General features: G+C 60.3%; 19 protein-coding genes and 1 tRNA gene. 9 read left to right on the top strand and 11 right to left on the bottom strand.

The features are described 5' to 3' along the window. Positions 1 to 244: 244 nt before the first annotated feature. The 3 genes from VJ464_17205 to VJ464_17215 are packed head-to-tail and all read left to right on the top strand — an operon-like array spanning position 245 to position 4,782. On the top strand, positions 245 to 1,918 hold the full coding sequence (locus VJ464_17205; GenBank protein ID HKQ06875.1) for a trehalase family glycosidase: 1,674 nt from the start codon (positions 245 to 247) through the stop codon (positions 1,916 to 1,918). Between the two features lie 2 nt (positions 1,919 to 1,920). After that, positions 1,921 to 2,973 (top strand): tetratricopeptide repeat protein, encoded by a 1,053-nt coding sequence (locus VJ464_17210; protein ID HKQ06876.1) that lies wholly within the window; start codon positions 1,921 to 1,923, stop codon positions 2,971 to 2,973. A gap of 6 nt (positions 2,974 to 2,979) precedes the next feature. Beyond that, positions 2,980 to 4,782 (top strand): CRTAC1 family protein, encoded by a 1,803-nt coding sequence (locus VJ464_17215; GenBank protein HKQ06877.1) that lies wholly within the window; start codon positions 2,980 to 2,982, stop codon positions 4,780 to 4,782. A gap of 104 nt (positions 4,783 to 4,886) precedes the next feature. Here VJ464_17215 and VJ464_17220 read toward each other — a convergent pair whose 3' ends face one another. From VJ464_17220 to fumC, 3 genes are all read right to left on the bottom strand, one after another. Next, complete coding sequence (locus VJ464_17220) at positions 4,887 to 6,650, bottom strand: tetratricopeptide repeat protein (protein HKQ06878.1); 1,764 nt, start codon at positions 6,648 to 6,650, stop codon at positions 4,887 to 4,889. 25 nt (positions 6,651 to 6,675) lie between these two features. Next, the gene (locus VJ464_17225) at positions 6,676 to 8,412 is read right to left on the bottom strand and encodes a CRTAC1 family protein (protein ID HKQ06879.1); all 1,737 of its coding nucleotides are present in this window, start codon (positions 8,410 to 8,412) and stop codon (positions 6,676 to 6,678) included. A 153-nt stretch (positions 8,413 to 8,565) separates the two neighbouring features. Further along, the gene (fumC, locus tag VJ464_17230; protein ID HKQ06880.1) at positions 8,566 to 9,975 is read right to left on the bottom strand and encodes a class II fumarate hydratase; all 1,410 of its coding nucleotides are present in this window, start codon (positions 9,973 to 9,975) and stop codon (positions 8,566 to 8,568) included. 140 nt (positions 9,976 to 10,115) lie between these two features. On the opposite strand from fumC, the gene VJ464_17235 reads away from it, so the two are divergent. The 6 genes from VJ464_17235 (at position 10,116) to VJ464_17260 (ending at position 13,411) form a co-directional block, all read left to right on the top strand. Further along, positions 10,116 to 10,391, top strand: a complete 276-nt coding sequence (locus VJ464_17235; GenBank protein ID HKQ06881.1) for an acylphosphatase — start codon at positions 10,116 to 10,118, stop codon at positions 10,389 to 10,391. A gap of 16 nt (positions 10,392 to 10,407) precedes the next feature. After that, on the top strand, positions 10,408 to 10,929 hold the full coding sequence (locus tag VJ464_17240; protein ID HKQ06882.1) for an adenine phosphoribosyltransferase: 522 nt from the start codon (positions 10,408 to 10,410) through the stop codon (positions 10,927 to 10,929). Positions 10,930 to 10,983: 54 nt separating this feature from the next. Beyond that, positions 10,984 to 11,060, top strand: a tRNA-Arg gene (locus tag VJ464_17245). A 37-nt stretch (positions 11,061 to 11,097) separates the two neighbouring features. Beyond that, positions 11,098 to 12,510 carry a M28 family metallopeptidase gene (locus VJ464_17250; GenBank protein HKQ06883.1) on the top strand — a complete coding sequence of 471 codons (1,413 nt, stop codon included), beginning with the start codon at positions 11,098 to 11,100 and terminating at the stop codon, positions 12,508 to 12,510. A gap of 108 nt (positions 12,511 to 12,618) precedes the next feature. Beyond that, positions 12,619 to 13,083, top strand: a complete 465-nt coding sequence (locus VJ464_17255) for a PA2169 family four-helix-bundle protein (protein ID HKQ06884.1) — start codon at positions 12,619 to 12,621, stop codon at positions 13,081 to 13,083. A 79-nt stretch (positions 13,084 to 13,162) separates the two neighbouring features. Further along, positions 13,163 to 13,411, top strand: coding sequence for a hypothetical protein (locus VJ464_17260; protein HKQ06885.1), 249 nt, complete (start codon positions 13,163 to 13,165; stop codon positions 13,409 to 13,411). 3 nt (positions 13,412 to 13,414) lie between these two features. Here VJ464_17260 and VJ464_17265 read toward each other — a convergent pair whose 3' ends face one another. The 8 genes from VJ464_17265 to VJ464_17300 form a co-directional block, all read right to left on the bottom strand. Next, positions 13,415 to 13,753: a hypothetical protein gene (locus VJ464_17265; GenBank protein HKQ06886.1), complete on the bottom strand. Its 339-nt coding sequence runs from the start codon at positions 13,751 to 13,753 to the stop codon at positions 13,415 to 13,417. Between the two features lie 115 nt (positions 13,754 to 13,868). Then, a complete protein-coding gene (gene lpxB / locus VJ464_17270; GenBank protein ID HKQ06887.1) occupies positions 13,869 to 15,104 on the bottom strand; it encodes a lipid-A-disaccharide synthase in 1,236 nt (411 codons plus the stop codon). A gap of 9 nt (positions 15,105 to 15,113) precedes the next feature. Beyond that, the gene (locus VJ464_17275) at positions 15,114 to 16,163 is read right to left on the bottom strand and encodes an NAD-dependent epimerase/dehydratase family protein (protein ID HKQ06888.1); all 1,050 of its coding nucleotides are present in this window, start codon (positions 16,161 to 16,163) and stop codon (positions 15,114 to 15,116) included. Positions 16,164 to 16,276: 113 nt separating this feature from the next. Further along, on the bottom strand, positions 16,277 to 17,449 hold the full coding sequence (gene bamD / locus VJ464_17280; protein HKQ06889.1) for an outer membrane protein assembly factor BamD: 1,173 nt from the start codon (positions 17,447 to 17,449) through the stop codon (positions 16,277 to 16,279). A 128-nt stretch (positions 17,450 to 17,577) separates the two neighbouring features. Beyond that, positions 17,578 to 18,246, bottom strand: coding sequence for a ribulose-phosphate 3-epimerase (gene rpe / locus VJ464_17285; GenBank protein ID HKQ06890.1), 669 nt, complete (start codon positions 18,244 to 18,246; stop codon positions 17,578 to 17,580). 13 nt (positions 18,247 to 18,259) lie between these two features. Continuing rightward, entirely contained in the window at positions 18,260 to 18,745 is a 486-nt protein-coding gene (locus VJ464_17290) for a PASTA domain-containing protein (protein HKQ06891.1), read from the bottom strand. A 140-nt stretch (positions 18,746 to 18,885) separates the two neighbouring features. Beyond that, positions 18,886 to 19,062 (bottom strand): hypothetical protein, encoded by a 177-nt coding sequence (locus VJ464_17295; GenBank protein HKQ06892.1) that lies wholly within the window; start codon positions 19,060 to 19,062, stop codon positions 18,886 to 18,888. 93 nt (positions 19,063 to 19,155) lie between these two features. Next, positions 19,156 to 20,787, bottom strand: a complete 1,632-nt coding sequence (locus VJ464_17300; GenBank protein HKQ06893.1) for a long-chain fatty acid--CoA ligase — start codon at positions 20,785 to 20,787, stop codon at positions 19,156 to 19,158. Positions 20,788 to 20,904 lie beyond the last annotated feature (117 nt).

A 20,904-nucleotide genomic window follows, 5' to 3' on the forward strand; every position in this document is an offset into this window, starting at 1 on the left:
GAAGTGAGCCAGCTAGCCAGAGGCTACTTCGCAAGGTCGCTTATCAGTTGCCGCCAAGATACATCAGATAGTGTTCTGGATGTGCTTGCACTTGTCAGCGATTCGTGTTTTTTGTGTTTCGGATGTGCTTGCACTTGTCCCAATCTGTTAGATTGCGCTGTGACTCGCGCAATCTAACAGATTGCGCTACAAACTATTCTAATTTGCACACTCACGGTTATTGGTATTGGTCGAGAGGATGAAAATGATGAACGCCAACAGGCTCTATGCAGGTCGCCTTGCAAGGCGGGTGACGGTTGCTATTGTCGCTCTACTGGTCTCTTCGGTTTCGCTCGGGGCGCTGCCGGCGCGACAAACCGGGCGCGCGACGCCGGCACAACTTCAGGCGATTCGCGACTACATCAAGCAGAGCTGGCACACGCTTGAGCGGTCGAATGCACGGCTCGCCGACGCCGCCGTTGACCCGAAATTCAAAGCCGGCGCCGGCGCGCGCTCGCCGGTCTACGTCTCGCGCAAAGAGAATGTCAGCGAAGTCGAGGCCCGCTTACGCCGACAGATGACGGCTGAAGATTTTGCCCGCATCGAGATTCGCCAGTTGCCGGAAGATTGGCAGCAGATCAATCAACAAGGGCTGCTCTACCTGCCGAACCCTTACGTCGTGCCGGGCGGGCGCTTCAACGAGATGTATGGCTGGGACAGCTACTTCATTCAGGTGGGCCTGCTGCGCGACGGCGAAACCGAGCTTGCCAAAGACATGATCGATAACTTCGTCTACGAGGTCGAGCATTACGGCAAGGTGCTGAACGCCAACCGCACTTACTACCTGACGCGCTCGCAGCCGCCGTTTCTCACGGAGATGATTCTCGGCGTCTACCGCAAGACGCATGACCGCCGCTGGCTCGCGGCGACCATCCCTGCGCTGGAGAAGACTTATGAGCTGTGGACGACCGACCCGCACATGACGCCGGCGACACATCTGGCGCGCTACTGGGATTTTGGCGAGGGGCCGGCGCCCGAAGTCATTGCCGACGAGCGCGACGCCCAGGGGCGCACGCATTACGACCGCGTCCGTGAGTATTACCGCACCCACGAGGTCAGGGATTACGATGTTAACAAGTTTTACGACAAGGCGAAGGATGAGTTGACGCCGCTCTTTTACAAAGGCGACCGCTCGATGCGCGAATCCGGCTTCGACCCTTCAAACCGCTTCGGGCAGTTCAACACAGACATCATCAGCTATAACCCTGTCTGCCTGAATTCGCTGCTCTACCGTGTGGAGACCGAGGCCGCCGAGATCATGAAAATTCTCGGTCGCGCCGCCGCCGCAACGCAGTGGCTGCGCCGCGCCGCTCAACGCCGAGCGCAGATCAACCGCCTGATGTGGGACGCCGCCGACGGGCTCTATTACGATTACAACTTCGTCGAAAAGCGGGTGCGGCGCTATCCCTATGTGACGACCTTCTACCCGCTGTGGGTTGGGATCGCCAGCCCCGCTCAGGCCGCGCGCGTCGTCAAGAACCTTCACCTCTTCGAGCGACCGGGCGGCCTGTTGACCAGCACGACCGTCAGCGGCAGCCAGTGGGACGCGCCCTTTGGCTGGGGCAACCTGCAAATGATCGCCGTCGGCGGCCTGCGGCGTTACGGCTACAACCGCGAAGCCGACCGCATCGCGGCGAACTTCCTGTCGCTGGTGCTGAAAGAGTTCATCGCTCACAACACGATTGTCGAGAAGTATGATGTCGAAGCCCGCCAGTCACAGATCAGCGCCGGGCTGAAGTTCGGCTATACGTCGAACGAGATCGGCTTCGGCTGGACGAATGCGGCCTTCACTGACTTATACGCCGACCTGCCTGAAGCGAAGAAAGCCGATGTGCTAAACTTGAGCGGAGTCGCCCGCTCGGCGGCCACCGGGAAGTAATCATGCCATTCAAGCCTCAATCGCGGTTCGTGCTATGCAGCGTGTGGCTGCTGCTGACGCTTGCGATGGCTACGGCGCAGAGCAATCAACCCGCGGCGCAGGCCGCGGCGCAGGCCGCGCCGTCGCCGGTTGCCGAAGCGCAGTCGTTACTCGCCGCCGGCAAGACCGACGCGGCCATCGCGGCTCTGCGCGCCCTGCCGAAAGCGACAACCGACGACGCGCAGGTCAATCACCTGCTCGGACTGGCCTACTATCAAAAATCCGATTACCCGCACGCCATCGAACACCTGTCGGTCTCTGCGCGGCTGGCTAAAGAAGGCTCGCCGCAATACCGTCAGGCGGTGCAACTGCTCGGCATGGCGCACTACTTTCTCGGTCATAGCAAAGAGGCCGTCAGCTATCTTGAGCTGGTTCGCGCCTGGGCTCCTGACAACACCGAGAATGCTTACGTGCTGGGCGTCAGCTATCTGCTCTCGCAGGATGCCGAAAACGCCCGGCGCAACTTCGCGCGCATGTTCGCGCTGCCGGCAGACGCGGCGGCGGCTTATCTCATCAACGCGCAGATGATGATTCGTCAGGGACTAGAGGAGAGCGCCGAAAAAGAGCTGGCGCGTGCCCTGGAGCTTGATGCCAGGCTGCCGCAGGCGAACTACCTGCTGGGCGAGCTGGCTATTTATCACGCCAACCTGGATCGCGGCATCGAGTTGTTGAAGAAAGAGATTGCCCTCAACCCCGGCTTTGCGATGGCTTACTATATGTTGGGCGAAGCCTACTCGCGGCAACTGAAATGGGACGACGCCATCGCGCCGCTGCAAAAATCGATCTGGCTGAACCCCTACTTCAGCGGGCCATACATCGCGCTCGGCAAGGTCTATTTGAAGAAGGCTGACCTCGGCAACGCTGAAAGCATGCTGCGCCGCGCCCTGGCGATGGACCCGAACAATTATTCGGGCCATCATCTGCTGGCGCAGGTCTTACAGCAGGCGAATCGCATGGCCGAAGCGAAAAGGGAGTTCGACACGGCGGAGAGCTTGCGGCCACCCGCCAACAAGTAGGGCGAGATGTTAGAGAAGCTCAACCGGCTCCGCGCCGCGGCCTTGCAAGCTCTATCCCTCGCGCTCTCTGTCAGCGCACTCATTGTCACACCGCTCGCCGTGCCGGCAATCGCCGGCTACCCCGCTCCAACTCGATCCGCCCCGGATGAAAATGGCGCGAGCGATTTTCAGGTGAGCTTTGTCGAAGTCGCGGCGCGCGCCGGGCTGACCGAGCCATTTGTCTACGGCGGCATGGACCGCAAGCGCTACATCATCGAAACCAACGGCTGTGGCGTCGCCTTCCTGGATTACGACAATGACGGCTGGATGGACATTCTATTGCTGAACGGCACACGGCTCGAAGGCTTTGCGAAAGGCAAAGCGCCGACCCTCAAGCTCTATCACAACAACCGCAATGGCGCGTTTAGCGATGTCACCAGTGGGTCAGGGCTGGCACGCACCGGCTGGGCTTCAGCCGTCACGGTTGGCGATTACGACAACGACGGCAATGATGACCTGTTCATTACTTACTGGGGCCAGAACGTCCTCTATCACAATGACGGCAGGGGCAAGTTCAGCGACGTGACGGCGAAAGCGGGGCTGGCGACAAAAGGCACACGCTGGGGATCGGGCTGCGCCTTTGTGGATTATGACCGCGACGGGCGGCTCGATCTTTTCGTGGCGAACTATCTGATCTTCGACCCGGCCAGCGTGCCCGAGCCGGGCAAAGGCCCGAACTGTTTGTGGAAAGGCGTGGCGGTCAACTGTGGGCCGAAGGGCTTACCAACCGACACCAATCTGCTCTATCACAACAACGGCGACGGCACCTTTACAGACGTGTCACAGGCTTCGGGCATCGCGAAGGCGCAGAACCGTTACGCCATGACGACGCTGGTGACGGATTACGATAATGACGGCTGGCCTGATCTCTATGTCGCGTGTGATTCGACGGCGAGCATCCTCTATCGCAACAACGGCGACGGGACATTCAAAGACGTAGCGATTGAAGCCGGCGCGGCTTATAACGAAGACGGCCAGCCGCAGGCCGGCATGGGCGTGGCCTCGGGCGATTACAACGGCGATGGGTTCACCGATATTTTTAAGACGCATTTTGCCGACGACTTGCCGGCGATGTATCGCAACAGCGGGCGCGGCTTCTTCGAAGACGCATCGCGCGCCGCGGGCTTCGAGCACACGCGCTACATTCAGTGGGGCACGGGGCTGGTTGACCTGAACAATGACGGCTGGCCGGATGTCTTCACCGTGACCGGCAATGTTTACCCGGAAGTCGAGAGGGTGTTGAAAGAGTACCCACACCGCAGCCCGCGATTGATCTATCGCAATCTCGGCAACGGTCGCTTCAAGGAAGTGACTGCCGAATGCGGGCCGGGCGCGCGTGAGCTGCATTCGAGTCGCGGCTGCGCGTTCGGTGATTACGACAATGACGGCGACATAGACGTGCTGATTATGAATATGAACGAGCTGCCGTCGCTGCTGCGCAACGATTATAACGGCAGCCCGCGCGGCGCGAACCACTGGCTGACGTTGAAACTGATCGGCACGAAATCGAACCGTTCAGCCATCGGCGCGAGAGTGCGATTGAAGGCCGGCGCGCGCCAGCAGACTCAGGAAGTCAGCAGCCAGTCGAGCTATTACTCTCACAACGACCCGCGCCTGCACTTCGGACTGGGCGAAAGCGTGCGCGCCGAGCAGGTCGAGATTCGCTGGCCTAATGGGCAGACCGAAATCATTAAAGACATCGCCGCTAATCAGATCGTCACGATCAAAGAGGGTTTTGGAGTCGTGAAGGCGGGCGGCGGCAAAAAATAATTCAACCGCAGAGGGCGCAGAGGGGCGCAGAGGATTGATTCAGCCTCTGCGTCCCTCTGCGTCCGCCGCGTGCGAAGCACATCTCCAGCCATTCTGCGGTTGGTCTACATCAATGGCTTCAAGCGCGGATCGAGTTGTTTAGCCTTTTGATACTCGGCCTGCGCGGCCTCTTTCTGACCTTTTTCGAGCAAGGCTTTTGCCAGATGGTAATGCGCCTTCGCGTCATCGGGCGTCAGCTTGATGGCCGCCTCGAAGCGCTCGATGGCGGCGTCGAGGTTGCCCGCCTTGAGCTGCGCTAGACCTGTGTTGATGGCAAAGGTCGCCGCTTGAATATCCGATTTCTTCTTATTCAGCCGCGCCCCTTCTTGAAACTCGGCGCGCGCCGCCTCCATATCGCCTTTTTGTCGGAGCGCCGTGCCTAGCGTGTTGTGAATCTCCGGCGCGTTCGGCGCGACTTTGAGCGCCTGGCGGAACGCCGCGATGGCGGCATCCAGATTGCCCTGTTGTTGCAGCACGGTGCCGAGCGCGTATTGCGCTTCGGCATAATCGGGTTTGGCGGCGAGCGCCGCCCTGAAGGCGGCTGCCGACTCGTCGAGCTTGCCTTGCTGCAACAGCACGACGCCGAGCGTGTAGTGCGCTTCCTGCAATGACGGTTGCAGAGCGGTCGCCCGTTTCAACTCCGCAATCGCTTCGTCGAACTGGTCTTTATTCTTCAAGGCAAGCCCGAGGTTGTAATGCGCATCGGCGCTGTCGGGAGCCATTTGAATCAGCTTGCGATACTCGGCAACCGCCGCCGCGTAGTCACTCTTCTGAATGAACGCCATGCCAAGATTATGGCGCGCCACCAAGTTGTTCGGATCGATCTTGAGCGCCTGATTGAACGCCGCGATGGCGCCATCCGGGTCGCGCTTGCCGACGAGCGCCAGCCCCAGGTCATTGTAAGCGGGGACGAAGTCAGGCTTCAGCTTGATGACGGCGCGGAAGGCTTCAATGGCTTCGTCTAGCTCTTCATTCTCCTGTAAGACCTGGCCCATGGCGTGGCGCGGCTCGATCATTTCGGGCGCGAGTCGCGTCGCCATAGTCAGCTCGCCAAGCGCCGCCTGTGTGTCGCCGCTCTTCTTTAGCGCCAGCCCAAGGTAGTAATGCGAATCGGCATGATTGGGCAGCAGTTTTACCGCCGTCTTTAACGCCGCGAGCGTGCCGGCCACGTCGTCTGAAAACCACCGCGCGGTGCCGAGGTAATAATAGGCTTCGCCGTAGTCGGGCTTCAGCTTGATCGCGGTTTCAAACTCATAGATAGCGGCGCGTAATTCGCCGCGCGCGGCGACCACGTAGCCGAGATAGAAATGCGCGTCCGGCAGGTTGGCGTTCAGCCGGATCGCTTCACGAAACTCGGCGACGGCATCATCGGCCAAACCTTTTTGCTGAAGCGCGAGACCGAGCATGAGATGGGTTTCCGCTTCGTCGGCCTTAAGCGACAGCGACTGACGAAACGCATTGACCGCGCCGTCAACGTCGCCGAGTTGTTGCAGCGCCTGGCCGAGATTGCGGTGCGCTTTATACTGTTTCGGATCAAGCGCGACGGCTTTGCGAAACGACTCTGCCGCCACCCGCGCATCGCCTTTGCGCGCCAGCGCCAGCCCCAGGACATTATATGCCTCGGCAAAGTCTGGCCTCATCTTGATCGCCATCCGCAACTCTTCGATGGCGCGGTCGCCCTGCTGCTTTTCCAGCAGCGTCACGCCGCGGCTGAAGTGCTGTTCGGCAGAGATAGCAGGCTTGCGTTGCGCGAAGACCGGCGGATGGCAGATGAGCAAAACGAGGATCGAATGCTTGAAGAAGAGATTGAATAGGCTCGACTTGAACATAGATTAACCGCGGATGAGTGGCCGGTTATTTAACTTTTGCTTTGCTCGCAGGCACAGCGCGCAGCAGGCCCGCGCCTTCTTTCACGGTGATGAACTGGTTGGCGGCAACGTCCGTGAGCGTATCCACCTGACCGCTCGGCCAGCGCACCTCAATCGTCTTGACGCGGTCGCGCTTGCCTAACCCGAAATGCACCCGCAGGTCGTTCTGCGAATAATAGCTGCCGCCGCTGCGCACCTCGTCAATCTGACTGCCGTCTTCGGTGACGCACTTCAACCGCGCGCCGATGCCGCTGCGGTTGGATTTGACGCCGACGGCTTTGATCATGATCCAGTTGTTTTGATTCGTCGAATCGCAGCGCAACAGCTCAGGCATGGCGTTCACCGGGTTGATCAAGATATCTGTGTCGCCGTCGTTGTCAAAATCGCCAAAGGCGCAGCCGCGCGCCGCTGTCGGCTGCATCACCGGGCCGCCGAGCCGCTCGGAGATGTCTTCAAAGCGCCCATTCCCAAGATTGCGATAGAGCACCTTGCGTTGCGCGTAGCCCGCTTCGGTGGTCAGCCTCTCCACCTCCGGATAAACATGACCGTTGACCAGGAAGACGTCGGCCCAGCCGTTGTTGTCAACGTCGAAAAAGCCACAGCCCCAGCCGAGCCAGCGCGTCGTCGTGCCGATGCCCGCGGGAAAGGTCACATCATCGAAGGCCATCTTGCCGGTGTTGTGATAGAGCGTCGAGGTGTCGCCGGAAAAGTTGGTCTTGAAGATGTCGAGCCAGCCATCGTGATCGTAATCGCCGGCAGTCACACCCATGCCGGCCTGCGGTTTGCCGTCTATGCTGAAGGCACAGCCGGCTTCGATGCCGATGTCGGTGAAGGTGCCGTTCTTGTCGTTGTGATAAAGCGCCGCGGGCGCCGAATCGTTCGCGACATAAATATCCGGCCAGCCGTCGTTATCAAAATCGGCGACCAGCACGCCGAGCCCGTAGGTGCCGTTGGTCTTGCGAATGCCGGCTTTCTCGGAAACGTCGGTGAAGGTGCCATTGCCGTTATTGCGATAGAGCGTGTTGACGCCGCCTGCGAGTCCCGGCGGGCCGCAGGCGACCATCACGCCTTTGTAAAGACAGGGGCCGGATTCGGGCACCGGCGCGGTCTTCAAATCGAGATCGATGTAGCTGGCGACGAACAGGTCAAGCAGGCCATCGCGGTCATAATCAACGAAGGCGCAGCCCGACCCCCAACGCGTGCGGTTGGTGGCGACCCCGGCTTTGTCTGCGACTTCCCTGAAGGTGCCGTTGCCGTTGTTGTGATAGAGCGCATTCTTGCCGAAGTAGCTGATGAAGATGTCGTCGAAGCCGTCGTTATCGTAATCGCCGACGGCGACGCTCTGGCCCCAGCCCGTGCGCGTGAGGCCGGACTTCTGTGTCACGTCAATGAAGCTGCCATCCCCCTGGTTGTGATAGAGCCGGCAGGTCGCGGTCGGCGCTTGCGGCAAGCCTTCGAGCCGCGTGCCGTTGACCAAGAGAATGTCTTGCCAGCCGTCGTTATCGTAATCCAGAAAGGCCGCGCCGCACCCCGTGGTTTCGAGCAGGTATTTGTTTTTGTGCTCATCGCCATAGACGGTCGGCGTGGTCAGCCCGGCCTGTTTGGCGACGTTGATAAACGTCACGCCGACATCGCCGTTCGCGGGCGCGTCGGCGAATGTCCGCGCCGACACGACGACCAGGCAGATCAGTGACCGCAGTAGTTTTGCGATGAATCCGTGCAAACCGGGAAACTCCTTGATGGCCATGAATGATAACCGAGGCCGCAGGGTTTATCCATTCTTGGATGACCATCGGAAGATAAACCGCCAAGACGCCAAGACCGCCAAGAGAACACAAAGTTCCTCTTGGCGGTCTTGGCGTCTTGGCGGTTCAAGTTATCCCGGATGCGTCATCGTCTCGGGGCGCACTATTTCGTCGAAGGCTTCGCCACTCAGATAGCCGAGCTTGAGGACGGCTTCGCGCAGGCTGATGTTCTCTTCGTGCGCCACGTGCGCCACCTGTGCCGCTTTGTCGTAGCCGATCTTCGGCGTCAACGCCGTCACCAGCATCAGCGAATTCTGGACATAGTGATCAATGCGCTCGCGGTTGAGCTCGATGCCGTTAATCATATACTCGACAAAGCCGTGGCTGGCGTCGGCGAGCAGCGTCACCGAGTGCAGAAAATTGTAGATCATCACCGGCTTGAAGACGTTCAGCTCGAAGTTGCCCTGCGAGCCGGCGAAGCTAATCGCCGCGTTGTTGCCGAGAACCTGCGCCGCGATCATCGTCATGGCTTCGCACTGAGTGGGGTTGACCTTGCCGGGCATGATCGAAGAGCCCGGCTCGTTTTCAGGAATAACCAATTCGCCGATGCCGCAGCGCGGCCCCGACGCCAGCCAGCGGATGTCGTTGGCAATCTTCATCAGCGAGACCGCAAGCGTCGTCACCGCGCCGTGGGCAAAGACCAGCTCGTCGTGCGCCGACAGCGCCGCGAATTTATTCGGGTGCGAGCGAAAGGGTAGCTCGGCCAGCTCGGCGATCTTCGCCGCGACGCGCTCGGCAAACTCCGGCGGCGCGTTCAACCCTGTGCCGACCGCCGTGCCGCCGATGGCGAGGTCGTAGAGGCCGTCGAGCGCCAGCCGCAAACGCTCGGCATCGCGTTCAAGCAAGCTCGCCCAGCCGCTCATCTCCTGGCCGACGGTCAGCGGCGTGGCATCTTGCAAATGCGTGCGGCCAATCTTGACGACGTTGGCGAACTCGCGGGCCTTGGCCATGATGGCGTTGTGGATTTGCTCGATGGCGGGGATCAAATCATTATGCACGCGCATCGCCGCGGCAATGTGCATGGCCGCCGGGAAGGTATCGTTCGACGATTGCGACATATTGACGTGATCGTTCGGGTGAATCGGCTTCTTCGATCCCATCACGCCACCGGCCATCTCAATAGCGCGGTTGGCGATGACTTCGTTGACGTTCATGTTGGTCTGCGTGCCGCTGCCGGTTTGCCAGACGCGCAGCGGGAATTGCTCATTGAGCCGACCGGCGATCACCTCGTCCGCCGCTTGCGCGATCAGCCGGGCGTTGTCTTCAGAGAGCTTGCCGAGGTCTTGATTGACCAGCGCCGCGGCTTTCTTCAAGATGCCGAAAGCGCGGATCAATTCGGGCGGCATCAGGTCGCGCCCGATATTGAAATGCAGCAGCGAGCGGGCGGTCTGCGCGCCCCAGTAGACATCTGCCGGCACTTCAATTTCGCCCATGCTGTCGGACTCGATGCGGACTTGCTGATTTGCTGTTGGCTCGGTCATCGGTGGCTCCTCTCGCTCAGTGTTTTCATGAAAAGCATAGCGCGCCTGTCGTCTTCTTGCACCGCTCAACGCGCATCGCTTCTTCACAGCAGGCAAGCGGTCGTGTTAGATTGCGTCTTCGCTCGAAAGGCCGGGTCGCTATGAAGATCGCGCGGCGATTCATCGTCAAGGGCAGAGTGCAGGGCGTCGGTTATCGCTTCTTCGCCATCCGCGCCGCGAATCGTCTCGGCGTCGTCGGCAGCGTCAGGAACCTTGCCGACGGCACCGTCGAAGCCATCGCCGAAGGGACCGCGGAAGCGGTTGCCGAGTTTCGCGCAGAGCTTTGGCGCGGGCCGTCTTACGCGCAGGTCACGGCGGTGGATGAATCCGATCTGAAACCGAGCGGGCGTCACAAGAGCTTCGATGTTGAATATTGAATGAGGAGAGTTATCTGTGGACAACCTGAAGAAGATGATCCGCACGGTCCCCGACTTCCCGAAGCCGGGCATCATGTTTTATGACATCACGACGCTGTTGAAAGACCCGTATGGCTTACGCACAACGATTGACCGACTGGTCGAGTGCATTGACGATCCGAACATTGACACGGTGATCGGCATCGAAGCGCGCGGCTTCATCTTTGCGCCGGCGCTGGCTTACCGGCTGAAGGCGGGCTTCGTGCCGGTGCGCAAGCCCCGCAAGCTGCCGGCGGCGACCGAATCGATCTCTTACGACCTGGAATATGGCACCGACACGCTGGAGATTCACAGCGATGCCATCGGCAAAGGCAACCGCGTATTGATTGCCGATGATTTACTGGCGACCGGCGGCACGGCGCGCGCCGTCGTCAACCTGGTCGAGAAGCTTGGCGGCACGGTCGCCGGGCTAGCGTTCGTTGTCGAGCTGACCTTCCTGAAGGGCCGCGAGCGTTTCAACGACTACAAGGTCAGATCATTGTTGCAGTATGATGAGTAGCGGTGTTGATGAATAGACAATCAAAAAGCGAATCTGATAGGCTAAAGCCAATGTGCTCCCGTAGCTCAGTTGGATAGAGCGAGAGTTTCCTAAACTCTAGGCCGCAGGTTCGAGTCCTGCCGGGGGCACCATCACTTCGCCAACCTTCGACTTTGTTCGGGTATGCCAATGAAAAAAACTCTCGCAGCCCTGTCCACTCTCGCGCTTGCTCTGACGGTTGCCGGCGCGCAGCGCAGCAAGCCAGCCGCTACTGCCAGCGCCAATCCGACCGATAAGCTCAACCCGCAGATTCAAAAGATCGTCCGCGAAATCTCGGCGGCCAATATCGAAGCGACGATCCGCAAGCTCGTCGGCTTTGGCACACGCCACTCGCTATCGGATACCGCGAGCGAGACGCGCGGCATCGGCGCGGCGCGGCGCTGGATCAAATCCGAGCTTGAGCGCTACGCCCGCGAATCGGGCGGGCGGTTGCAGGTCGAGTTCGACGAGTTCACTCAACCACCTGTGGCGCGCATCCCGAAACCGACGCAACTGGTCAACGTCGTCGCCACGTTGCCCGGACGACAGCCGGAATCCAAAGATCGCATCTTCGTCGTCAGCGGTCATTATGATTCGTGCGTCTGCGCTCAGGACTTGCTCGACGGGACCAGCGATGCGCCGGGCGCGAATGATGACGCGTCGGGGACGGCGGCGGTGATGGAGATGGCGCGCGTTATGTCGAAGTATGAGTTTGACGCCACGCTCGTCTTTATGACGGTGGCGGCGGAAGAGCAGGGCCTATTAGGCTCGACGCACTGGGCCGAGATGGCCAAGCAGAAGAATCTCAATGTCGCCGGCATGATTACCAACGACATCATCGGCAGCTCGCATGCCGAAGACGGCCACATCGATAATACCCACGTTCGCCTGTTTGCCGAAGGCGTGCAGCCGGTGAAAGAGTTATCGCCGGAGCTGCGCACGCTGTTGCAGACCGGCGGCGAAAACGATTTGCCGACGCGGCAACTGGCGCGCTCGATCAAAGAGGTCGCCGAACGCTACGTCGCCGGGATGACCGTGACGGTGGTGTATCGCAAAGACCGCTACCTGCGCGGCGGCGATCATTCGCCGTTTCTGGAGCGCGGCTTTGCGGCGGTGCGCATGACTGAGCCCAACGAGGATTACAAACATCAGCATCAGAAAGTGCGCACCGAAAACGGCGTGAAGTATGGCGACCTGCCGGAATACGACAACTTCAGCTACATCGCGCAGGTGGCGCGCGTCAATGCGGCGGCGCTGGCACAGTTGGCGCTGGCGCCGGCGGCTCCGAGTAATGTCGAAGTCGAAACGGCGCGACTCGAAAATGACACCACCCTGCGATGGGAGGCCAACAAAGAGCCCGACCTCGCCGGCTATCAAATCGTCTGGCGCGAAACGACGTCGCCGTTCTGGCAGCATAAACAATTCGTCGGCAACGTCAGCAGTTTTACGATCAAGGGATTGTCGAAAGACAATTACCTGTTCGGCGTCGAGGCCGTAGACAAAGACGGCAACGCCAGCGTCGCTGTCTATCCTCGTCCCTTCCGCCCGCAGCGCAGACAATAAGGCGACCGCCATAAGTTGACAGCCGTGTGTGTGGCCCACATACTTGAATGAGTGGAAATGGTGAGTGTGATCCTCCGGGCTCGAACGAACATAGGAGGAACACACTGAATGGATAACGACAACGCAATCAATACCCTGAACAATCTCATCGAGACCCTGCGCGACGGCCAGGAAGGCTTTAAGGAAGCTGCCGACAATGCCAAGAGCGCCGATCTCAAATCCCTCTTCAACCAGGTGAGCCTGGAGCGCGCGCAGATGGTTGGCGAGCTTCAGCAGGAAGTTCGCGGCCTCGGCGGCGACCCGGAAAACACCAGCTCGACGGCGGGCGCGCTGCACCGCGCCTGGATCAACATCAAAGGCACGCTGACGGGCCGCGACGATCAATCCATCCTCAACGAATGCGAGCGCGGCGAAGATTCGGCGGTTCGCTCGTATGAGGGCGCGCTCAAAGAGCAGAGCCTTCCGGCGGTCGTGCGCACACTGGTTGAGCGCCAGTTCACCCAGATCAAACAGGTGCATGACCGCGTCAAGAGCATGCGCGATGCGCAAAGCGCCGTCAGCGGACGCCGCTAAGCAATCCATTGCCTGAGCTGCAAACTAACCGGAGTGCGACCACGGGTTGTCGTGCTTCGGTTGGTCTGTGGCAGGCGTGATGATCTCGATGGCGAAAGAAGAGTTGGAGTTGAAGCGGCGCGAGATTGACGAGGAAACGGCGCGTTTGCGGCGGCGGCTGGAGGATATTGAGAACGTCGTTCAGAATGCGCCCGGCTCGCACCGGTCGGGCGCGATATCGTCTGAGACCTTACGCGCCGAGCGCGAAGTGCGCGATCTGGTGCTTGCCCTTGTCGAGATGGATCGCCGCCGCCAGGAAATCACCGTCGAGCTGAGCTTACATCGCTGAAGATTAAGAGAGCTTTCGCTCTAACTCGTTCAGTCGCCTGCCGTGCCTTTTTTGCTCGCCTTTTATCTCAAGGAAATCCTCGTTCAGCACGTCAAGTTTACCGTCCAGCTTGTAAAGCTTTTCATCCACTTCTTCTCGGAACGATTGAATCTCTGCGCTCAGGTCAACCCGAACCTTGGTGATTTCCGTGCTCAGGTCATGGCGAACTTTGATAATCTCGGCGCTCAGGTCATGGCGAACTTTGATAATCTCGGCGCTCAGGCTTTCGCCCAGAGCGTTGATGCGCTCCAAGATGGTTTCAATCGTCGGCTGCGTCGGCGGTACGGTCAGGTCATCACTCATATCACATCACCTCGTTCTTCTTGTTGAGATTATGCTTTCTCTATCGTTGCTTGTCCATCGGATTATAAGTCGCAATTCGACGTAAAAGCAAGCGAGTCGTTACCCAACCAGCGGCTTATTGACTTGCGACCTGCATGACGGCACGGGCGGCGCCCTCGGCCCCTGCGCCACCGCCGCTGGCTAATCTTTGTTGCACTCCTTCAAGATCACGCCGCATCGCGGCCATTCGCGCCGGGTCATTGAGAATGCTTTGCACTTCAGCGGCGATGCGCTCGCCAGTGGCCTCGTGCTGAATGAGTTCAGGGACGATGCGGCGGCCTGCGATCAGGTTGACCATGCCGAAGGTGTCGAGGCGAATCAGCGGGCGCAGCAGTCTCCAGTTCACAGATGAAGCGCGATAGACAATGACCATCGGCGTGCCCGCGAGCGCCGTTTCGACGGTCGCCGTGCCGCTAGCGACAATGGCGAACGCGGCGTGAAAGAGCGCGTTATAAGTGTCCCGTTCGATCAGCGTGACGGGCGGCGCGTGCGCCGTCTGCGCCACCATGCGCGCGACCTGATCGCGGCTGACCGTGCTGGCGAGCGGCAGGACGAATTGCGCGTCGTTCAATCGTCGCGCCGCATCGAGCATGATGGGGACATGGTAGTGAATCTCTTTGTGTCGGCTGCCGGGCAGAAGCGCGATGATCGGGCGCGACAACTCAAGCCGATACTGCTCACAAAACGCTTCGCGGCTCGCGGTGCGCTGCACAGCGCCAACCAGCGGGTGGCCGACATATTCGACCGCCATGTCTTTGCCCTGGTAAAACTCGACTTCAAACGGCAGGATGACCAGCATACGCTCGACATCGCGGCGCAGGGCGCGCACGCGGTAACCTCGCCAGGCCCAGACCTGCGGGCTGATGTAATAAACGATACGCAAGCCGGAGCGCCGGAGCGTTCGCGCCAATCGCATATTGAAATCCGGCCAATCGATCAACACGACCGCCGCCGGTCGTCGCTCGCGGGCGGCCTGAGATAGCTTGCGGTATGCGCCATAAAGCTTGCCGAGCCCGCGCGCGATCTCCGGGATGCCGATAATCGCGACCTCGCGAGCATCCACGAGCGTTTCGACGCCTGCCGCGCGCATCTCTTCACCGCCCGCGCCGAACAGCTCGAAGACGGTTTCCGGGTAGAGCCGCCTGAGCGCCAGCGCCAGCGCCGCGCCGTGACGGTCGCCACTCGCTTCGCCGGCAACGATCATGATTTTCAGTGATGAGTGATCAGTGATGAGTGATGAGTGGTCTGGTCTGCTGTTGGGTGCGCTCTTGCTCATTTGTAATTGTAATCTAGATTCTAACTCATCACTCATCACTCATCACTAAAGCTCCGACAGGGCTTCGTTCAGCCATTCATCAGTCAGGCGGTCTTCGAGCTCGCGCATCGCGAGACGATAGCGCCCGACAAGCAGGCGCTCGCGGGCGCGCGGCATGAGGGGAGGGAAGCGGTCTTCGATAGACGGACTGCGCTCCGGGCCGCGCCCAATGAAGTAGTCAACGGTTTCTCTGAGCGCCTGCGAATAAGGCGTCGGCTTGAACGCTAAATCGTTACGCGCTGCGCCGGTGTCAATCGTCAGGATGGCATCGCCCGAATAGTAGGGGAAGTGTTGCAGGTTGAATCCCAGCCGTTCGAGCAGCCCAGCCGGGATGTGCTCGACTTCGGCCTCAACGCCGGCAATCGCGGCAATGGCGGCGATGTGGTCGTTAATGCTGACCGCTTCGGCTTGCGCGACGGAATAAGCGCCGCCCGCGACATCGATTGCCGTCAGCGCATCAGCGAGCACGGCGGCAAGGTCTTTGACATAAATGGCCCAGATCGGCGTCGCGCCGCTGCCGGCGACGATGACCGGATCGCCGGCGACCATGCGCTTCAGAAAATAGTTCTCACGCGATAGGTAATCGCGCGGCCCGATGACCGCCGGCGGGCGCAGGCTGATGAACGGAAAGCCATTGCGCGCATGCGCCCAGCGCAGGGCGCGCTCGCATTCGGCTTTGTTATAGCCATAGGCGAAACTCGGGTCGGTAACCAGCGGGCTGTTTTCGTTAAAGGGCTGCGCCGGCACCACCTGGCAGGCCGACAGCGAGCTGAGATGGACGAAGCGCTCGACGCGCCCATCAAAGGCATTGATGACGGCTTGCGTCTCTTCGCGGGTATAGGCGTTGATGTCAATGACGGCGTCAAAGCGGGCGGCGCGCAACGCTTCAATGTCTGTGGGCTGATGGCGGTCGCCCTTGATATGGCGCACCGCTGCGGGCAGATGCGAGGGAGTCTCGCCGCGCGCCAGGATGGCGACTTCATGACCGCGCCGCAGCAATTCTTCAACCGCGTGCGTGCCGATGTAGCCAGTCCCGCCGATGACGAGAACGTTCATTCGATTTTGGATTTTGGATTTTAGTTTTTAGATTGAGGAACCGGACAGCGGCCCGCGTTTAATGAGACGCGGGCCGCGTAATCCAAAATCCAAAATCTAAAATCTAAAATCGGTTAGGGGTTGCGCAGCACTTTCGATTCGCCGTTCTTCTTATCCTTGCCCTTCTTGTCTTTGCTGGTTGAAGACGGCGTCGCTTTCTGATCTGTAGGTGTGCCCGGCTTGACTTCGACGTCCTGGCCAGGCTGGCCGGTGCGGCGCGGGCGCGTGTCGACCGTATTGGTGGTGGTCGAAGCGGCGGGCGTCACCGGGCCGGTCGCTTTCTGCCCGCTCAGCTCGCGAGCGCGGGCGACCAGCTCATCGGTCTTCAGATCGCGGTCGATGAGAACGCCTTTGTCGGAGGTGTCAATGCGCGGCCCAAAGAGCAGCCCGGCGAAGCGCGCCGGCATGCTCTTGTTATCGGGGCCGGGCTCGGCCATCTTTGCCGGGTCGGCTTCGGGAACCGGCTTGCCCCACTTCTTCAAGGTCTCTTTGGCGCGCTCGGCATAGTCGGATTTCGGAAAGCTGCTGACCAGTCGCTGGAGGTTCTGGCTCGCCGTCTCGGTGTCTTCCTGTAGCTCAAGCGCCCGCGCGTGCAGCCACAGGGCTTCGTCGAAGCGCGTGAAGTTGGGATACTTGCTCAATATCTCTTCGGTGCGCCCCTGCGCCGCCGTCGGCGATTGACGGATGTCGAAATAGAAACGCGCCACCTTGAGCTCGTGCATGGCAAGGACTTCCTGCACTTCATTCATGAGCTGCTCGGTGCGCTCTTTCTTACTGGAGTTCGGATAACGGCGCATCATCTCTTTGAGCTGGCGCTCGGCCTGTCGTGCCTGCGTGATGTCGCGGTCGGGTGCCTGCACCTGCTTGAGATGAATCTCGGCCATCTTCATCATGACTTCGGGAGCCAGCGGATCATCGGGGAAGAACTGAATCCAATCGCGGTATTCGACCTCGGCCTGCGCCAGGCTCTTAGAGCCGCCTTGCAGGTAATAGGTGTCGGCGATGGAGAGCTTCGCCATTTTGATCATCGGGCTATCGGTATAGGTGTTGATCATGGTGTTCCACAGGATACGCCCCTGATCGAAATTGCCCTTGCGGGCAGCGTCAGTGGCATCGCGGAACAACTCGGCGTCGCGGCCCGGCCCCTTCGCCTCTTCTAAGGTGATCTTCGATTTCGGCTTGCCGCCGCAGGCCGTGAAGGCGAGCGTCAGGGCAAGCGCCAGGATAGAAATTTTTACTGCTTTCATAAGACTTCGCTGGCAGCCGCTCCGCTCTGCACAGTCGCGGCTGACTCCTTTACTTGGATTTAAAGGCTGAATGATCGAGCACGGGTAAAACGCCGGGGCGTACTTTGCGCTTCTCGATTCAACGGCGGCTAAACCGTCAGCGGCTCCATCGCTTTCTGGCGCAACGCCCGGGTCGCCGCTTCCGCATCGCCGGTTCCGAAAACTGCCGAACCGGCAACCAGCCAGCGCGCTCCCGCGCGCACCACCTCGACGACGTTTTCGAGCCCGACGCCGCCATCTATTTCAATCTGCACGTTGAGGCCGCGACTTTCAATCATACCGCGTAGGCGACTGACCTTGTCAAGACACGGCTCAATGAACGACTGGCCGCCGAAGCCCGGATTGACGCTCATCACCAGGACATAATCAACGTAGCGCAACGCCTCTTCGATGGCCGCGAGCGGCGTCGCCGGGTTCAGCACCACGCCGGGGCGGCAGCCCAGCTCGCGGATCGCCGTAAGCGTCCGGTGCAGATGCGTCACCGCCTCGACATGCACGGAGATCAGGTTGGCGCCGGCGCGCGCAAAATCACTGATGTAGCGGTCGGGGTCGGTAATCATCAGGTGACAGTCGAGCGGCAGCTTCGTGGTTTTGCGCGCCGCCTTGACGACCAGCGGGCCAATTGTAATGTTCGGCACAAAGTGCCCGTCCATGATGTCAACGTGAATCAAGCCGGCGCCGCCGCGCTCGGCAGCTTGAATCTCTTCGCCGAGTCGCGCGAAATCGGCGGATAAAATTGATGGCGCAATTTCAACCATGAGTCGTTCTCAGTTACCAGTTGCTCGTTCCCGGTTCCCATCCGATTATGGGTCGCTTGCCAGCGCCGATTGCCGATGGCAGCGCGCCAGAAACGGGCAACTGACACCTGACAACTGACACCTGGTAGCTGGAAACCGGGAACTGGTTTTCGCCTTTCGCCGGGCCGGCGCTGACGATAATGGTGACCGTCGAATCTTTCTTGACCGAAGCGTTCGGGCCGGGCCGCGTTTCAATGACGGTGTCCGCTGGCGCGGCATCGTTGCGGCGCGTCACCTTGACCTTGAGCCCGGCGTGCTCGGCCAGCTTTTGAGCTTCGGCTTCGGGCTTGCCTATACAATCGGGAACGCGCGTGTCGCCGATGCGGAAGAGCGTATAAATGGTGATCGTCGCGCTCAGGAAAAAGGCCAGCGCCAGCACGATGACCATGCCGATACGCCGTGTCAGCGTCCAGGCAATGCTGCGCGCCGCGGGATGATTGCCGGTCGTGGACGTACTCATCACGGCAAGTCTAGCACCCGCTGATGGCGGCTTTCAACCTCGCGCTCAAAGCGCGAATCTGGGAAGGAGATCGAACCCACGCGACTTTGGTGGGTCGGCGTGCGTGTGAGTGTGAGATGACGAGCGGCGATCACCATCCATCAAAGCAGCAGGCCAAGCGCGTGTAGGTTCTGTGCAAAGCTGTCGCCGGCCATCCAGATCAGTGAAAACAGGCCGTACAAACCGATGGCGAAAGCGGCGATCATTACCGCGTAATAAACCAGCACCGTCAAGCCGAGCGCCCGATTCTCTTCATATAATTCCCGCGTGTCTTGCATATCCGCCTCCTTTGCGTTTGCCGACATCTACGGCGAACTTTTCGGAATCGGATTTGCCACGCCGGGCGATACTCGGCCAGGCGCTCGACGCGTTTAGGCATCGCCGGCGGCGCGCGTGCCGGCTTCGATGATCTCTAGCTCATTGTGCTCGCGGCGGGCGCGCAGGACTTTCTTATCGAATTTGCCGACGCTGGTCTTCGGCACTTCGCTGATGAACGACCAGCGCTCTGGTATCCACCAGCGGGCGACGCGCGTGGCCAGAAAAGCGCGCAGTTGATCGGGCGTCGCCGCCGCCTTTTCTTTCAAGACGACGCAGGCCAGCGGGCGCTCGTCCCACTTCTCGTCGGGCACGCCGATGACCGCCGCTTCAATGATGTCGGGGTGCGCCATCAAAGCGTTCTCTAATTCGACAGTCGAAATCCACTCGCCGCCCGACTTGATCACGTCCTTGGCGCGGTCGGTGATTTGAATGAAGCCGCGCTCGTCTATGGTCCCGACATCGCCTGTGCGCAGCCAGCCGTCGTGAAACTTCTCCGGCGTGTCGTCGCCGTAATAGCTGGCGGTGATCCACGGGCCGCGGACCTCTATCTCGCCTACGGACTGGCCGTCCCAATCCAGCACCGTATCCAGGTCGGTCAGGCGAATCTCAACGCCGGGCTCGACGCGCCCTGTGCGGCAGCGCCAGTCGAACTCTTCTTCGGGCCGGCTGTCTTTGGGCGCGAAAGAGAGGGCGGCGAGCGGGCTGGTTTCGGTCATGCCCCATGCCTGGATAATGCGGACGCCGAACTTTTCCTGGAAGCGCTCCATCAAGCTGCGCGGCACCGCCGAGCCGCCGCAGATCACCATGCGTATTGACGAAAAATCCAGCTCGCGCCCTTCGCTGTAGCGCAGCACTTCATTCCAGATCGTCGGCACCGCGCCGGTGAAGGTCGGGCGCTCGCTGGCAATCAGGCGGCACAATGGTTCGGCTTGTAGAAAGCGCGACGGCATGATGAAGTCAGCGCCCGCCGTCCATCCCGAATAAGGCAAGCCCCAGGCGTTCGCATGGAACATCGGCACGATGGGCAGGATGCGGTCGCGCTCGGTAAAGCTGAAGATGTAGCCGGCGCAACTCGCAAGCGAGTGCAGATAGGTTGAGCGGTGCGAATAGACGACGCCTTTCGGGTTGCCGGTCGTGCCGCTGGTGTAACACATCGCCGCCGCCGCGCGCTCGTCAATCTCCGGCCAGTCAAAACCCAGAGACTCCGCGGCAAGCAGTTCTTCATAACGCAGCACCTCGCCGAGCGCCGAGGCGTCGCCACTGCCTACAACAATGTAATGTTGGACACTCTTCAGCTCAGGCGCGACGCGGGCCAGCAGCGGCACCAGCGTGTCGTCAACGATAATGACGCGGTCTTCGGCGTGGTTGATGACGTAGGTGAGCTGTTCGGGAAAGAGCCGCAGGTTGAGCGTGTGCAGCACCGCGCCCATGCAGGGAATGGCGAAGTAGGCTTCGAGGTGTTCCTGGGTGTTCCAGCAGAAGGTGCCGACGCGGTCGCCCTGATTGACGCCCAACCGTTTCAAGGCGGCGGCTAATCGCTCGGCACGGTCGCCGACTTCGGCATAGCGGGCGCGACGGCAGCCGTCGCCCATAAAGGTCACGACTTCGCTTGAGGCGTGAACGCGGCGACTGTGCTCGAAGATATGGTTGATCGTCAATGGGCGATCCTGCATGGTGCTTTGCATGGCAATCTCCTTGTCGAATGAATTGATTGACTGATACGCAAATGAAGTGCAGATGGATTATCTTCATCCGCCGCCGGCAGGGCAACCCGAATTTGCGCGGGCCAGGGCGGCAGGTTG

Source organism: Blastocatellia bacterium, assembly GCA_035275065.1.
Taxonomy (GTDB): Bacteria; Acidobacteriota; Blastocatellia; order UBA7656; family UBA7656; genus DATENM01.

Coding starts and splice junctions, on each gene's coding strand:
- VJ464_17205 (HKQ06875.1), top strand. CDS start 245: ATGATGAACGCCAACAGGCTCTATGCAGGTCGCCTTGCAAGGCGGGTG.
- VJ464_17210 (HKQ06876.1), top strand. CDS start 1,921: ATGCCATTCAAGCCTCAATCGCGGTTCGTGCTATGCAGCGTGTGGCTG.
- VJ464_17215 (HKQ06877.1), top strand. CDS start 2,980: ATGTTAGAGAAGCTCAACCGGCTCCGCGCCGCGGCCTTGCAAGCTCTA.
- VJ464_17220 (HKQ06878.1), bottom strand. CDS start 6,650: ATGTTCAAGTCGAGCCTATTCAATCTCTTCTTCAAGCATTCGATCCTC.
- fumC (HKQ06880.1), bottom strand. CDS start 9,975: ATGACCGAGCCAACAGCAAATCAGCAAGTCCGCATCGAGTCCGACAGC.
- VJ464_17235 (HKQ06881.1), top strand. CDS start 10,116: ATGAAGATCGCGCGGCGATTCATCGTCAAGGGCAGAGTGCAGGGCGTC.
- VJ464_17250 (HKQ06883.1), top strand. CDS start 11,098: ATGAAAAAAACTCTCGCAGCCCTGTCCACTCTCGCGCTTGCTCTGACG.
- VJ464_17255 (HKQ06884.1), top strand. CDS start 12,619: ATGGATAACGACAACGCAATCAATACCCTGAACAATCTCATCGAGACC.
- VJ464_17260 (HKQ06885.1), top strand. CDS start 13,163: ATGATCTCGATGGCGAAAGAAGAGTTGGAGTTGAAGCGGCGCGAGATT.
- VJ464_17265 (HKQ06886.1), bottom strand. CDS start 13,753: ATGAGTGATGACCTGACCGTACCGCCGACGCAGCCGACGATTGAAACC.
- lpxB (HKQ06887.1), bottom strand. CDS start 15,104: ATGAGTGATGAGTTAGAATCTAGATTACAATTACAAATGAGCAAGAGC.
- VJ464_17275 (HKQ06888.1), bottom strand. CDS start 16,163: ATGAACGTTCTCGTCATCGGCGGGACTGGCTACATCGGCACGCACGCG.
- bamD (HKQ06889.1), bottom strand. CDS start 17,449: ATGAAAGCAGTAAAAATTTCTATCCTGGCGCTTGCCCTGACGCTCGCC.
- rpe (HKQ06890.1), bottom strand. CDS start 18,246: ATGGTTGAAATTGCGCCATCAATTTTATCCGCCGATTTCGCGCGACTC.
- VJ464_17290 (HKQ06891.1), bottom strand. CDS start 18,745: ATGAGTACGTCCACGACCGGCAATCATCCCGCGGCGCGCAGCATTGCC.
- VJ464_17295 (HKQ06892.1), bottom strand. CDS start 19,062: ATGCAAGACACGCGGGAATTATATGAAGAGAATCGGGCGCTCGGCTTG.
- VJ464_17300 (HKQ06893.1), bottom strand. CDS start 20,787: ATGCAAAGCACCATGCAGGATCGCCCATTGACGATCAACCATATCTTC.